Here is a 15,992-nt window from a genome sequence, read left to right on the forward strand (position 1 = left end):
CTCCGCAACACCTCGATGATCCGCACCGCCTTCTCACGGAACACCTCATCCGTGTGCTTCAAATTCGTGAACTCGAAGTTCCCCGACCTGAAGGGGATGAGGACCGGCTCCTCGGTCCGGGGCAGTTCCTCGGTCCGGGGCGACTCCTCGGTCCTGGGCAGTTCCTCGGCCTGGGGCAGTCTGGGGCGTGCCTCGCCGGTGTCGCCGGCCGTGGCGCCGCCGGACCGGTCCGGTGCGACGGGCTGCTGGATGCTGTCGCCGCGGTTGTTGGTTCCTACGCTGGCCGCCAGTTGGGCGAAGTCTCCGAGGACGCCGAACCGTCCCTTGTCGGCGGGCAGCAGGGTGCGGACGGCGCTGGTCTGAGGGATGTGCTCGGTCAGCTGGGCCTTGTAGGCGTTGTAGACGCGCGCCGTGTAGCTGGGGTCCGTGATCGCTCTTGCCCGGTGGTCGTTGGTGACCGCGATGGAGGCCAGGTCCATCAGGTAGGTGTCGATCAGGTCGGTGACGTCCTTGGGCTTGGCTCCCGCCACGCCGACCCGCGCGTGCCGTGCGAGCACCTCGGCCATCTCCAGGACGATGTCGCGGTAGATGCCGTGCCGGATGGTGTGGGGGAAGGCCGCCATGACGTGGTCTTCCTGACCGGAACCCTCGGTGTTCATGAAACGCGGCGTCTTCAGACCCTCCAGCCCCGGAACCATCAGCGGCATGCCCCGGTAAAGATCCTCCTCCTCGGGAATCTTCGAGTTGCGGGACGCGAGAGGGTGCAGGCCGATCTCATGGGACAGCATCCCCATGACGTAACCGATGTCGTACTTCTCGAAGTAGTAACTCGCCAGGTTGATGTCCACACCCGCGTCACCGCGGTCCGTCACATCCGCCGGCGTCTCCGTCGTCCGCACCTTCAAGGTGATCCGGACCGGACGATCGCCGACATAGTTCTTGATGGTGGTGTGCTCGTCGAGCAGTTCGACGATCCGGACCGCCTTGTCGATGTACTTCTCGGTCTGGTTCAAGTTGGTGAACTCGTAGTTCCCCAACTTGAAGGGACGGAGCACCGGTTCCGATGCGGTGGGGACCGTGTCCGGGTCCTGCTGCATATGAGCCGGAACCTCGGTGCCCGCCGTGCCGTCGGCGGACCTGGGCAGGGAGACGGGGTCGACCCAGATGGACTCACGGGGCTCCGCGGTCGCGGCGCTCCTGGCCTCCGCCCAACTCTGGTCGTCCTGGTGGGCCTGACCCGCCTGATCGGCCTGCTCGGCCTGGTCGCCGTTTCGCTGTGGTGCCGGGGTCACGTCGCCGATGAGCGCGCCGAGCAGGGCCAAGTGCCGGTCCCGTAGGCCGGCCGGGGCGAGGAAGGGGTCCTCGGGAGCCTGGTCGAGGTCGCCCAGCAGGCTGCCGAGGATGTGGGGGCGGTGCGGGGAGTCGGTATCGCGGTACTCGTCGCGCAGACCGAGCTGGTGGGTGAGTTCGTGCACCAGCTGCACCGGGGCGGCGTCCGCCCACCAGGTGGTCTGATCCATCGCCCGGTCCCGGCCCGCCAGGTCCACGGTCAGGTGCGGGCTTTCGGAGGGGTCGACGAGCTCGACGGTCACGTGCAGCCTGTCGCCGTTGAACAGACGGTGTCCCGGGGCGTTCAGGAACTCCTGCACGCCCGCTTCGAGTTGGTCGAACACCCGCGAGACCTGTCCGTCCGTGCCCCGTATCGCCATGCGGACCGTGAGGTCGGTGACCGGCTCGCCCTGGTACGAGAACCGCCGGGCGTCGAAGCCCGACCGCACCACGAACCGCGGCCGACTGTCACGCGGGCCGCGCGGACCACGCACGCCCTGCGTCGACGGTGAGGCGGTGGACGGCGCGTTCTGCGGCGCGGTACCGGTTTCGGGGAGCCTGGGGCGCGCCTCGCCGGTGGTGGCGCCCGGGTCGCCGCCGGTCCGCTCCGGGACGACGGGCTGCTGGATGCTGTCGCCCCGGTTGTTGGTCGCGATGCTGGTGGCGAGCTGCGTGAAGGAGCGGGCCACGCCGAACAGGGTCTTGTTCGACGGCAGGAGATCCCGGAGAGCGGCGTTCTCCGCCAGCTCGGCGCGCAGCATCTCCTTGTAGGCGTTGTAGACCCTCGCCGTGTAGTTGGGCTCCTTGACCGCGTTCATGCGGTAGTCGCTGGTGACCGCGATGGAGGCGAGGTCCATCAGGTAGGTGTCGAAGAGGTCGGTGACGTCCTGGGGCTTGGCGCCCGGCACGCCGACCCGTGCGTGCTGCGCGAGCACCTTGGCCATCTCTATGACGATGTCGCGGTAGATGCCGTGCCGGATGGTGCGCGGGTAGGCGGCCATGATGTGGTCGGCCTGCCCCGCCCCTTCCGTGTTCATCGTGCGCGGCGTCCTCAGATCCGTCAGCCCCGGCACCGGCAGCGGCATCCCCCGGTACGCCTCCTCCTGCTCCGGAATCTCCGCGTTGCGCGACGCCAGAGGATGCAGACCGATCTCATGCGCCAGCATCCCCATCACATAACCGACGTCGTACTTCTCGAAGTAGTAACTCGCCAGGTTGATCTGGACGCCCTCGTCACCCAGGTCACGTACGTCGGCCGGCGTCTCCGTCGTCCGCACGTGCAGGGTGATCCGGACCGGGCGACCACCGACGTAGTTCTTGATGGTGGTGTGCTCGTCGAGCAGTTCGACGATCCGGACCGCCTTGTCGGTGTACCTCTCCGTCTGGTTGAGGTTGGTGAACTCGTAGTTCCCCAACTTGAAGGGACGGAGCACCGGCTCCGGTGCGGCGGGGGCCGTGTCCGAGCCGGTGGGCACGTCGGAGCCCGTGCCGGTGCCGGACAGCGTGCTCAGATCGTGCGCCTCCTCCATAGGGGCCGCTATGGGGTCCGCCATGGGTTCCGTGTTCTTCGGGGCGGGTGCGGGTGTGTGCAGGCGCAGGGGGACGAAGTCCCCGCCCCGGCGGCGGAGCCGGAGGTGCGGACCGCTCTCGCCGGACGGCCCCGGGTAGGTGTGGGCGGTGCCGTCCTCCTCGATCAGGGTGACGGTGGTGCCGGTCGCGGCGGCCGCCCACCGGGCCACGGCGCGGTCGGCCCCAGGACCCCACGGGGCTTCGGCGAGGTGGCGGCGCAGGTGCCCCTCGACGGCGTTGCGGCTCGGCGCGGGCTCACCGGGGTGGGTCCGCAGGGGCGGGGGTGTGAACAGCGCGTCGCGCTCCGCGGGGTCGGCGGGCAGACCGTTCAGGCGCAGCAGCTGGGTGGGCGTCGCCGCGGCGCGCATGCGCAGCCGTGCGGCCTCCTGGCGGTTCGGTCCGGACTGCTCGGCCGCCTGTCGCAGAGCGGTGGAGAGCGCGCCGAAGAAGCCGTTGCCGCGGCCGGAGGGGGCCACCTGGGTGTAGGTGGCGCCGTCGGGTGCGGTGAGGACACCGTCGCGGTCGAGGCGGTAACGCGGGCCGTCGCTGTCGGCCGGCGGCAGCCAGGGCGGGGTGGCGTGGCTGCGGTGTGCGGGCGGTCGTGCGGACCGCGGCTCCGACCCGGTGCTCGTCGCGGCCGTCGCGGCCTTCGTCGCTGTCGTCGCTGTCGTCGTCGGGGCCGGCAACGGAGTGGTGACCGGCGGCGGGGTCCCGGGCGGCAGCGCGGCGTGGAAGAAGCCGTCGCTGGTGAAGAGGACCGGATCGGCGGCCGGGTCGACGGCGGCCGGATCGGTGCCGTGCGGGAGGAAGAGCTGGTCGCGGCCCTCGCCGGTCACCACGGTGAGCGGGGTGCCGAGGACGCGGGCGGCGAGGGCGGGCAGCAGGTCGGCTCCGCCGTGGTCGCCCGCACGGCGCTCGGGAGGGGTGGGTTCGCCGTCCGGGCGTTCCGTGCCGCCGTCCTGCGGGGGCTCGGCCGCGAAGGGGCGGGACAGGGCCGCGGTGGCGAGCGCCACCCGCTGCGCGGGGGTCGGCCAGTAGGTCTGCGGGAGCCGGCCGAAGGCGTCGAACTCGGTCTGCTGGGCCGGGGTCAGCCGCACCCCCGCGGCGTCGAGTTCGTCCTGGGTGAAGGTGTCCTCGGCGTCCAGGGCGAGGGCGTCGAGGAGGTCCTGGTTGCTGTCCTCGCCCAGTGCCCAGGCGAGACGGTCGCGGGCGGCGCCGACGGCCTCCGCGGTGACCGCCGGGTCGCCGGGGGCGCTGGTGAACCGGTCGGCGAGGTCGGTGCCGAGCAGGTGGGGCAGCCGGCCCCGGGTCTGGGCGGCGGCGAGCAGCGCGTGGAAGAACGAGGCGCCGTCGTGCGGCACGTCGTGCAGTTCCCGCACCGTCGCGCCGTCCGGCGAGGTGATCGTACGCGGGGCCGGGTCCGTACCGTCGGTGACGGTGTACGGCTCGGGTGCCTCGGAGCGCCAGTCCGGTTCGGTGTACTCCTGCGGCCGGTCCGGCACCGGGACGGAGGCCGAACCCCGGTGGTGCGCGGTGAGGCGGGAGGCGGCCAGGTGCAACCGGTGGTGGTCCCGGGCGGCGGCGTCGGTGTGCTGTTCCCAGCGGTGGACCTCCTGGCGGGCGGCCTGCCAGGCGACGACGGCCGGGGACCAGAGCACGTCCGGCGGCAGATCGGCCGGCGGGCCGGAGTTGTCGTCGCCGAGCGCGGCCCGGTCCGCCGGGCTGAGGTCGAGCCAGGTCTCCCGGGCCCGCGCCCGTGCGTCGTAGTAGTTCTTCTCGGCCGTGGCGAGGTCGCCCGCCGCCTTGGACAGGTCGTCCCAGGCCGCGAGGACCTCGTCGGGGAACGTGCTGTCGTCCAGGAGGCCGTAGTCGCGGGCGATGTCCTCGCGCAGCCAGACCAGGGCCGTGGTCTCGGCCTCGGCGGCGCGCGGCCCGCGCCTGGCCTTGCCGAGCGCGTGCAGCGGGCGGCTGTCGGTGATCCGGTGGTCCACCTCGGCCACGGAGAGCCAGCTCACCGGTATCGCGAACAGCATGCTGCGGTCGGTGACGACCTTGACGTGGGTGCCGAGGGTGGTGTCCGCGGTGCCCTTGAGCACGGTGCCGTCGTTCGAGCCGCCGATCGGGACGGTGGCGCCCGGGTTGGTCACGCCCGCGTTGCTGTTGCCCGCCATCGGCGCCGTGCCCACGGCGCCCTCGACGTTGTCGGTGATGCCGGCCTCGGACGCGTCGGAGGTCTTCGCCCGTTGCATGGCCTCCATGCGGGGCTTGTTCTCCACGGCGAGCAGGCGGGCGCCGCCGCGGTGCATCTTCGCGTAGAGGCGCGATTCGGCGGTGTGGTACTGGCCGAAGAGGCGCACGGACGCCTGGGCGGGCAGCGGTGAGCCGTTCGCGCCGAGCGCCTCGCGGAAGCCGGCGGTCAGACCGCCCTGCGCGGTGGCCTCCTGCTGGGCCTGGGCGGGGGCGGTACCGAGTCCGGTGAGCGGGGTCTGGCGGGCCATGCGCACGCGGGAGTCGAGGACCTTCCCGGTGTGCCGTCTGCCGAGGTCGCCGTCGCCCGAGCCGTCGGCACGGGCGGTGGCGAGGGTCAGGGCGTCCTGCACGTTGGCCGCGCCGCGGATGTCCACCGCGAGGATGCCGGAACCGATCCGGTCGTCGAAGGGCAGGATGTCCGGGTCGGCGCCGCCGGTGCCGTCCCCGGTGGTGGAGGTGCGCCAGGCGGCGATGTTCTCCGGTCGGGCCTGGTCAGCGGTCAGCATCCGCACCGCACGCTCGGGTTCCGGCACGTCCTGTTCGGTGAGCGCGCCGTCGGCGCCGTCGCCGTCCGGGGTGAGCAGGTTCGCCGGGAGGATCTCGTTGAGGCTGCCGACCGGGGTGGTGACACCGGGGGTGAGGGGGTCGCCGGTCGTGTCCGTCATGGTGACGGTCAGGACATAGCTGGTGACGATCTCGGCGTGGGCCTGGGTGGTGGCGATGTTGGGCATCGCGGTGGTGCCCGCGGTCCGGGTCCGGGTGCTCGACCGCTGTTTGGCCGCGGTGCCCTGGAGCGAGGGGTTGGCGACGAGGATGCCGCTCTCCGCCGCGCGCTGGCCGGCGCTGAGTGTCACGTCGGCGCCGCGGTCCTGGGAGGCGCCGTCGGCGTCGTCGCGGGCGATGGTGCGGTAGTCCTCCAGCTCGTAGCCGGTACGCAGCCGGTCCACGGTGGTGGTGACGGGGGTCAGCGTGAACCGGACCTGTCCCGGGCTGCCGCCTACGGGCAGGTGGTGCGGGCTGGACCAGGCGCGGTAGCGGACCGGCAGGGTCAATCCGTCGGTCGTCAGCTCGTGCAGGTGGCCGCGGAGGAAATCCGGGGAGAGCCGCTGCAGGACCTGCTCCCGGTCGTGCGAGGGCACCCCGATCCTCTCCAGCTGTCCCAGGAGCTGCTGTGCCGCCGGGCCGGCGTCGAGCTGACCGCTGGGGTGGCTGGGGAAGCGGCGGTTGCGCAGGTAGGGGGGCAGCCGGTAGCCGCCGCCGAGGTTGTGCGGCGTGGTGGTGCCCAGGCCGTCCGGGGCGAGTCCGGCCTCGATGACGTCCTGCATCGGCAGGTGGAATATCACCGCGTCGCGGACGCGCTGGAGCGCGGCGGCGGCCCGGCGCGGGGCGAGACTGTCGCCGAGGCGTCCGGAGAGCCGCCCGGCCGCGGAGCTGATGCGGGCTCCGGCGCGGGTGCCGACCGTGCCCATCGCGGCCGTCCACCGGTCCCGTACCGCCACGGTCTCGGCGGCGTCGGCGACGACCAGGTACATGCGCCCGGCGAAGGTGAGGGTGGTGTTGCGTCCCCGGGTGAGGGTCTGCGACACGCTGCGGCCCTTGCCCCAGGCGTACTGCAGGGCGGTCGAGTAGGAGCCGACCACGGCCGACTGGCCCGGGGCCTGCTGCAGCGGCATGTCGGCGCCCTGGAGGCCGACGGTCGTACGGGTGACGGTGCTCGTGCTGCCGGCGACGCGGTGTTCGTTGCCGATGGTGGCCTCCAGGCTGGCCGGCTTCGGGTCGCTCCTGACCTGGAAGTTGCTGAGTTCGCCGCGGACCGCCGCCTTGAGGTAGTGGGTACGGAACGGCCCGGCGCCGTTGAGTCCGGCGACGCGGGAGCCGAACGGGCCCAGGTACTGGCCGAGTTGGCCGGCCACGCTGAGGTTGGCCATCGCCCGGCGCAGCGCGGTGCGCACCGGGGCGCCGGGGGCGCTGACGTGCCAGGAGGTTCCCGAGGCGCGGTCGGCGGTGTCCTGCATGAGCTGCTGGCGCTGCGGGCCGCCCTCGGCGCTGAGCACCACGTGCGGGACGCTCAGCAGTCTCCTGGTGAGCCGCCGGTCGGGCGAGTCCGTCCTCGGCAGCGGGCGGGTGCCGTCGAGGAGCTGGTCGGCCTCGGTGGCGGAGAGCTGCTGCGGCGCCACCGCGGAGGTCGCCGGCGCCGTACCGGTACCGGCGGTGGGCGGGTCGGCCGGGGCGAAGCGCTCGGAGCCGTGCACCGCGGGTACCGCCAGCTCCACCCGGCCCACGGTCTCGTTGCCCCGGCTGAACAGGGGCCGTTCCTCGACCTTGCTGACGAAGACGCCCGCGCCGAGCAGACCGACCGAGGCGAGCCTGGCCCAGCCGCGGGGGCGGCGGTGGCCCTCGAAGGACGCGCCCAGCTCCACCTGGTAGCTGTAGAGGTCGGCGCCGGTCTGGAACGTCAGCTGGTCGTGGGCCACCGCGACCGTGTTCCTGGTGGCCTTCTGGTCGGTCTTGGCGTGCCTGACCCCGACGGTCACGTTGCCGGCCTGGCGGGGCAGCCCGACGTCGGGCACCTTGTTGTGGTCGCGGGGGGAGACACCCAGCTCGACACCTCCGGAGAGGGTGAGGGACGCCTGCTGCCCCTGCCCCGAGACCTCGGTGCCGATCACGGCGTTGCGCAGCGAGCGCTCGCTCATGGTGGTCTCGAACTGCCGGTCGGTGAGGCGTGCCCGGAGGATGAGTGTGTGGTGGCCGCGGCGCACCTTGCCGTCCTCGGTGAGGGTGACCGGCACCCCGGTGGTGGTCAGGTCGTCCAGGCTCTGCGCCAGGCTGGGCCGGTTCAGCGCCTCGCGCACCTGTCGGTCGTTGTGCAGCGCGGTCCGCATCCGCCCGTCGCCGTACCAGAACTTGGCGAGCCGCGGGTGCCGCAGCATCATCGGCGGGACGAACAGCGACGGGTAGGAACGGTGCAGGGTGTCGAGGACGGTGTCCGCGAAGGCCCGCATGGGGTCCTGGGGCGCGGGCTGCGGGTTCTGCGTCTGATGCTGCGGCTGTTGGGTCGGCTGAGACTGCGGCTGCTGATTCGGCTGAGGCTGCTGGGTCGGAGGCTGCTGATCTCCTGACTGGGTCTGGGGCTGGGTCTGCACCTGGGTCTGCGGGCGGACCGGCCGGAAACCCTCCGCGCGGACCTGCCCACTGAGATGGACCGGGTCCTCCCGGGTGAGGTACCACGGCACCGGCGGCTCGGCGTCCGGGTCGGGGCCCGCCTGCCCCGGCGTGCGGCTGTCCCAGCCGGCGAGGCGGCGGGCGTCCTGCGTGGAGATCCAGTCGAGGCTGACCACCCGGACCGGGCGCGCGGCCGACGGCGGTTCGCCGGGCTTGCGCACCATCAGGGTGCGCTCCACCCGGTACAGGGCGACCGGGTGGTTGCGGACGCGGCCGGTGGTCTTGCGGGCGGCGTCGACGCCGAGGTAGTGGCCGCGCCCGGCGCTGAGGTCCGCGCGGACCAACGGGCCGCCCTGGAGACGTACATCGGTCTCGGCGCCGACGAGGGTGTAGTTCGGCCCCGCGGTGACCTGGATGCCCAGACGGGTGTCACGGACGTGGCCGCGCTCGTTCTGGTAGGTGGTCTGGGTGAGGTCGCGCAACTCCGCCTTGACCGACTCGGTGACCAGGGTGGCCCGGTGCGGCACCGACCGCTCCACGATCAGGTGCCCCAGCGGGTGCTGTCCGCTGCCTTGGGTCAGCTCGGGCCCGGTGACCGGTCCGGAGAACCGGCCGAACAGGGCGAGCAGCCGCCCGGGACGGACGTACGAGACCAGCGTCCGGTGCGCCGAACTGCCGGGCCGGGCCCCGGAGACGGCCAGTGCGATGTCCTCCGGCGGGTCCGTCAGGTGCAGTCCGGTGGTGTCCATGATCCGCGGCTCGACGCCGTCCGGGAAGGTGAGGGCCGTCGGTGCCCGCCGCGGTCCCTGGTAGGGCACGGTGAGGTCGTCCGGCAGCCGCCAGCTCAGCCCGTCGCGCATCGCGAACTCCGCGGAGTGCACCCGCGTACGCTGCCAGTGCGGCTTCGGCGGCGCCGAGGCGGGCCGGTCGCCCGGGGTGCCGCCCGGGCCCGGCCGGCTGTCGGGGCCGGTGGCCTTCGGTGCCTCGGTGACGCGGTCCACCCGTACCCGGTAGTGGACGTCGTCCAGATGCAGGTGCGAGCCCTCGTGGGCGCGCCACTCCGACTGGTTGTACGCCTGGGTGCCCTGGGCGTAGTCGGTCCTGCGGGTCCAGCCCAGCGAGACACCGATCTTCAGCAGCCAGTTGAGCGGCGGGCCCATGCTCAGCCCGCCGGCGATCCGGCGCCCGAAGCCGACGCTGCGTCCGCCGCCCGTACCGGCCTGGCCGCGGCGCATGGTGTCCAGCCGGACGGTACCGCCGTTCACGTCGGAGAAGCGTTCCCAGCGGTGGTACGGGATGGCCTCGACCGTCATCTCGTGACCGACACCGGACTTCTCCCGGCCCACGAAGCGCGCGCCGCGCGGGGCCGTGAAGGCACCGGGCTGTTCGGTCAGCAGGCGCAGCAGCTCCGCCTCGTCGAACTGGGCCCGCAGCTTCTTCGGCAGCTTGGCCAGGATCTCCTCGGCCACCTGCTCGGGCGAGCGCAGGGTCGTCATGCCGGGGCCGGTGAAGAGTCCGGCCGGACGCCCGCGCGGGGTGCCGTCGGGGCGGCCGCCCGGGGTGCCGTCCCCCGGGTCGGCGTCCGGATGGATCAGGACCGTGGGCAGCCGGCTGCCGTCCTCGAAGGTGACGGTGGTCGGTACCGGACCCGGCGGCCGGGCGTCCGGACCGGTCAGCAGCCGGGCCGGGCGATGGCGTTCGAGCTGGGTCTCCAGCGGTACCGGGTCACCCCGGTCGGGGGTCTGCGTGCCGGGCCCGTCGAGATCGGTGACTCCGCCCATGCTGCGCAGCCACTCCCCGAAGGGGTCGGAACCGTCCGGTTCCGGGGCGGCCGGGTCGGGGGTCGCCGGGTCAGGGGTGACCGGGTCCTGTGCGTCGGCCGGATCGTGAGTCGTGCCCGTGCCCGTAATCGTGGTCGGGTCGGGTACGGGGGTGAGCGGCGCCGAGGCCGGGACCAGGGCGTCGAAGTGATCGGTGCCGTTGTACGCCAGGTACAGGGCGTCACCCTGGCCGCCCGGGTTGAGAGTGTTGACGAAGACGCTGTCCGGCGACCGCGGGTCGGGCTGGACGAGCCGCAGATCGAGGTCGAGGGTGTGCGCCAGTGCTTCCGGGAGCGGGTCGGCGAAGGGAGAGGCCCACAGCGCCGGGAGTTCGGCCGCCGCGCCGACGAGCCCCTTGGCACCGAGCCGCCAGGCGTCGACGGGGGTCGATACCACGTCGGCGAGGTGCGGATAGTCGCTGTCCCGGATGATCCGCTGCCAGGCGGCGGGGTCGCCGTCGCCGACGACGTCCTGCGCGATCCGGTTCCAGAGCCGGGTGAGCCGGTCGCCCTCGGCCGGGTCCCGCACCCCGGCGAGGGCGCGCATCCGCAGGTCGTCCACCACGGAGAACACCGGGTCGGGGATCGCCAGGGCCACGGCGTCGCCGAGTTCCGACCCGGTGATCCGTTCGCTCAGCAGACGGCGCAGGCCGACGATGTTCCGCGCGGCCCACGCCGGTGGCACGGCCTGGCTGCGCGCGCTGTCGAGGGCCGCCCGGAAGAGGCAGTTCCCGCCACTGGGGGTGTCCAGGCGCTGGAAGGAGTGGTGGTCCGCCTGCACGGTGTCCGCCGTGCCGGGCGTGGCCTTGCTGAGGAGGGTCATCTCCTCGGCGAGGCTCTCCGGGCGGCTCGGCGCGGGCGCCAGGTCGGGCCTGCGGCGGGCGAGTTCGGCGGTGTCCTCGGCGCTCAGACCCAGTTCGGACAGCGGCAGCGGGGTACCGGCGAGCGACCAGGTGATCTGCGCGGAGGGCGCGTAGGACAGGCCGCGTACGTCCTCGGGCGACACCAGGGTGGTGGGCGGGAGCGCGGGCGGCGGCGGGGGCACCAGGGCGTCGAGCGTGGTGTCGGACCCGGCGGTGGCACGCAACTGGGCTGCGGCGCGCAGGAATTCGGTGTACTGCTCGACGGTGGGAGCGGCGCCGGGATCGGTGGTGGCGTCGCCCGTCGCACCACCCCGGTCGACGACCATCCGGCGCAGCAGGTCCGGGGTCATCCGGCCGTCGCCGTAACGGGCCGCGGTGTCCTGGCTGAGCCAGCGCAGGTTGTCCACGAAGGCGAGTCCCGCGAGCAACTCCCGGTTCTCGGGCCGTTGTTCGGCATCCGGGCCGAGCGTCTCGCGCAAGGTGCGGATCTGCTGGAGGGTACGGGCCCGGGCGAAGGCGTCGGCCGGTTCGGGGCCCGCGTGCAGGCCGGCGTCGCGCGCCAGACCGTCCAGGTCCACGCCGCTGGGCTCGGGGGTGAAGAGGCGCCACCCTCCCGGCCCGTCCGCGCCCTCGGTGAGCACCGCGCGCACGGTGCCGTTCCCGTCCCGGGCCGTGCCCACCTCGGTGGTCGGCGCGTAGACCTGGCGCCCGGTCCGGTTCGCCACGTGCTGCGCCACCGGCAGTCCCGCGACCTGCGGCTGCCGCCCGGTCTCGCAGGAGAAGAGCACCAGTGGCCGGTCCTGGTCCCCGTCCTGCGCCCAGGACTTGAGCACTTCGCCGAGCTGTACGCCGCTGACCTTCACGGTGGGTCGCGCCGCGTTCTCGGTACCGAGCGTGACGGTACGGGAGGTGCCGTGACTCGTGAAGTAGTCGGCGCCGCGCTCGGTGCCCGACCCCGGGAGCGCGGTCGGCGGGCCGGTGAACACGGTACGGCGGGCGGGCCGGTCCGCGGCGGTCCCGGGAGCCGGTTGCGCGGACGTGGTGCGCACGCCGCGGAAGGTGTCCTGGCCCAGCAGCGCGCGCCGCGCCGCGCCGTGCGCCGTACCGTCCTCGGCCGGGTCCTGCGAGATGGTCAACGTCTGTACGGCGCGCCCCGGTTGCGGCGTGGCGGTCGCGGTCGGCACCCAGCGGCGCAGGTGCGCGACGGGCACCGTGTGGCCGTCCAGGGTGGTGACGACCGGTCCGCCCGAGGGGCGTGCGCGGCCGTTTGCGTCGTCGGCCGTACCGACGCCGTCCGTCGGCCGTACGACGATCCGCCCCACGGGCGGGGGCGCCACGGGGGATGTCACCGGTCCGGTGTCCGTCGTGGTGGTGGGCGCCGGGGGAGGCGGGGTGCCGCCGCTCCCTGTCCCGCGTCCGCCGCCGGGGCCGTGCCCACTCACTCCGTTGTCGTTGCTGTCGTTGCTGTCGCCGTTGTTGCTGTTGCCGCTGTCGCTGTCGCCCGACTCCAGGTACAGGTCGGTGGCCGTGTCGGTCCAGGGCCGGGACAGGGTGGCCAGCTTGGCCGCGGCGGGCAGGTCGGTGGCCGTGAGGTCCGGACCGGCCGCCTTGCCGTCCGCGAGGGACGTCGCGTCCGAGAAGACGTCCGAGACCACCTTCGGGCGCGTGGCCGGGGCGGTGACCGGGTCGCCGTCAGTGGTCGCGGGGTTCTGCGTGACGGGGTTCTGCGTGACGGTGTCCTGCGTGGAGGCGTCCTGCGTGGCCGGGCCGGACGTGGTGGCAGGCGCCGGGCCCAGCGCGTCGGCGAGCGGCAGCAGCACGTCCGCGCCGGGGAACGCGGCGTCCGCGGTGCCGGGAGTGCCGTCCGGCAGCACGGGGGCCGGAGGGCCGGTGAGCGGGCGGACCCGGACCGGGGCACCGGGGCCCTCGCGGGTCAGCTCGACGGCGGCGCGTACGGGACGCCCCGCCCCGTCCGACGCGACCGACGGCCCGAGCACGACGGCCCGGTCCACCCCGGCCCCGTCCAGCAGCTCGGCGGCTTCCGGCGCGCCCTCCCCCGGCGGCGGCACCTCCGAGACGACGATCGTCAACGGCGACGACCGGGTGGACGAGGGGCTCGTAGGAACCGGGGACGGACCGGCCTTCACCTCGCCCGGGTCGACCGCCTCGCCCGGATCGCCCGGGCCACTGACGTCACGCACGTCACCCGTGTCGGCGTACGAGCCGGTGGTACTCACCTTCGGCGGTGCGGCCGTGACATCGGGGGCTGTGACGCCGGGGGCCGGGGCGGGGTCGTTCTCGGCGGAGCCCGAAGTGCTCCTGTTGTCGCCCGAGTCGACGGCCGTGGTGCGCGAACCGTCCGCCGGGGCCGTGCCCTCCGGGTCGGGGGCGCCCTGGGTCGGTTGGGCGCCCTGCGTGTCCTGGGTGCCCTCGGGCTGCGCGGCGGAGGGGGACTGGTTGCCTCCGGCGGTGGGTACGCCACTCGGCCGGGCCCCGGTCCCTGAACCGCTGCCGGAGCCGGTCCCCGCACCACTGCCGGAGCCGGTGCCGGCCCCCGCTACCGGAGCCGGCGCCGGAGCCGTCCGGTCGTCCTGCGCGAGCACCTCCCCCGAAGCGTCCGGGAAGTTCTGGACGGCGTCCGGAGCGTTCTGGACGGCGTCCGGGGAGTTCTGGACGGCGCCGGAGTCGTCCGAGGAGCCGTCGCCGAATGTGCCCGTGTCGATCGGGGCGCCCACCGTGACCGGCGGGCCGAAGCTGTCGAGGGCGCGGCGGACGTCGTCGGTGTCGACCTGCGCGGCAGGGCTGTTCCCGGCGGGCACCACCCGGATCTCGGGCACCTGCGACAGGTTGCCGTGCAGGCTGTCGCGGACACCGATCTCGGTGCTGCCGGGCGCCTGGGAACCGCGCAGGGCGGCGAGGTCGCGCAGGGCCTGCTCGCGGACCTCGGCGGAACCGTTGTGGACCTGCTGCCACAGCTCGTTCTCGGCGGCGGTCACGGGCAGCGGGCCCGGGGAGTACGGCGGCGGGGCCGGGCTGCTGTACGGCGGCGGGTCCTCGGCGGAGTACTTCGGGGGCGACTCGCTGCCCCCGAAGTCCCCCGTACCGGTGCCGCCGATGTCGTTGGTGTTGCCGGTGTTCTGCTGGGTGACGGGCTGGGGCGAGGTGCGGGGCGAGCCGGCGCCACCCGAGAGGTCCGTACCCGAGGGACCACCGGTACCGCCGGCGCGGTCGGTCCCGTCGCCCGCGCGGTCGCCGGAGCGCGTGGACCCGTCGGAGTCCCGCGTGTCGGAGTCGCCGCCGGAGACGGTGGGCGGTGGCTGCATGCGCAACTTGTCGATGGCGTGGCGCAGTTCGGCGCCGCTGTTCAGGGCGGCGTCGGTGAGCGTGGCCTCGACCTGGCTGCTGATGCCCGCGCCGACGAAGGTGGACCAACTGGTGGACCAGTCACCGTCGAAGACACCCTTGATGAAGATCTCGGCCAGCGCCTCACCGGAGCCGGCGGCGAGGAAGTCCGCCGTCCCCTTGAGCCCGTAGTGCCCGGCCAGCGCGCCCGGCCGGTCGGCGTTGTTGCGCAGGATCTGGTTGTTGCGCCACAGGTTGGTGTTGTTCCGGAACGAGAGCGGGTCGTTCCGGAAGGTGGTCGGCGTGTTGTTCGTGGGGTTGGGGCCGTTCCCGTACGGGCTGGGGTCCGGGCGGTCCTTCGGGGTGCCGTCGTGGGGGTTGGGGGTGGGGTCGGGGTCCGGCTTGGGGTTCGGGCCGTCGTTCTTGAAATCGAGGTTCGGGGGGTTCTTGAGGTTGGGGTTGTCCTTGAAGTTGAGGTCCGGGCCGTCCTTGAGGAAGTTGTTGTCGTAGCTCTTGACGATGTTCTTCGCGATGTCGTCGAAGATGCTGGTGAGGAAGCCCGCGGCGGCGCCGAACGCGGCCGACTTGAGGATGTCGTTCCAGTCGAAGCCGTCGGGGCGGCGGCCGTTGGGGGCGAAGTTCATCATCGCCAGCCGCACCGCGAAGGTGGTGAACGCCTCGGCGAACGCCTCGGTCAGCGAGGGCGCGATGTGCAGCCGCTGGAGCAGGTGGCTGAGGGTGGCGAGGATCATGAACCGGCTGCGGAGCTTGGCCATCATGATCTGGCTGGCCGAGGCGCCGCCGGTGAAGAAGGACATCGCCAGGTAGATGGCGATCTCGATGAGCAGCCGGATGACCTCGGCGATGACCTGCCACTTGGACTCCATGATGTCCATGGAGGTCTTGCGCCGGCCTTCGGCGATCTTGTCGAGCTGTTCGGCGAAGTCGCGCAGGTAGTTCTTGCCGCCGTCGTCGATGAGCATGCCCATCGCCTTGGCGTACGACTTGGAGAGGTCGTCGGGCATGACCTCGGCGATGTCGTGGATGGACTTCTCGATCAGCGACGACATCCGGTCGAGCTTGCGGCCCAGGCCGGAGTAGGGCCGGCGGCTCTCGTAGGCCAGGTCCTCGTCGGCGTCGATGAGCCTCTCCCCGGTGAGGATGAAGATCATCGCGTTGACCTCGGGCGACGCCATCATGCTCATCGGGGGCCGCCCCACACGTCGTTCGGGCAGGACGGACCGGCCGCTCCCGGCACGGTGCGGGAGCGGCCGACGGCGCGGAGGTCAGCGGCGGCCATGCCCGCCGGGGCCGCCGTCGAGCCCATGGGTGTCGATCTCTCTGTTGTTCTGCTCGATGTCCGCGATGTTGGCGTCACGGGTGTTCTTCATCAGCCGGACCTGGCTGACCGTGGCGTCGGTGATGCCCACCAGCGCGTCGCGGATGGACATCATGGTGTCCTTGGTGGTCTGCCGCTCCTTCTGCTCCTGCGGCTTGGCCTTCTCGGCGAACTCGCCCTCCGTACCGGGCCACCCGACCGTCGGTGCCAGTTCGTCGAGGAACTCCTCGGTCATGCTCCTGGCCAGGGTGCCGATCTCTTCCAGCTGTCCCGCGAGAGCCTCGATGCGCTGCGGGTCGACGTAGTAGCGCTGTCCCAT

Annotated in this window: 2 protein-coding genes; both read right to left on the bottom strand. The window is 73.0% G+C overall.

Annotated elements, in window-relative coordinates; translation table 11 throughout:
• A partial coding sequence (locus ACFYXC_RS24845) for a hypothetical protein (RefSeq protein ID WP_389554085.1) occupies positions 1-15,539 on the bottom strand: 15,539 nt, incomplete at its 3' end.
• Positions 15,540-15,620: 81 nt separating this feature from the next.
• On the bottom strand, positions 15,621-15,992 hold the full coding sequence (locus ACFYXC_RS24850; protein ID WP_389554086.1) for a hypothetical protein: 372 nt from the start codon (positions 15,990-15,992) through the stop codon (positions 15,621-15,623).

The organism is Streptomyces sp. NPDC002701 (assembly GCF_042889045.1).
Taxonomy (GTDB): Bacteria; Actinomycetota; Actinomycetes; order Streptomycetales; family Streptomycetaceae; genus Streptomyces.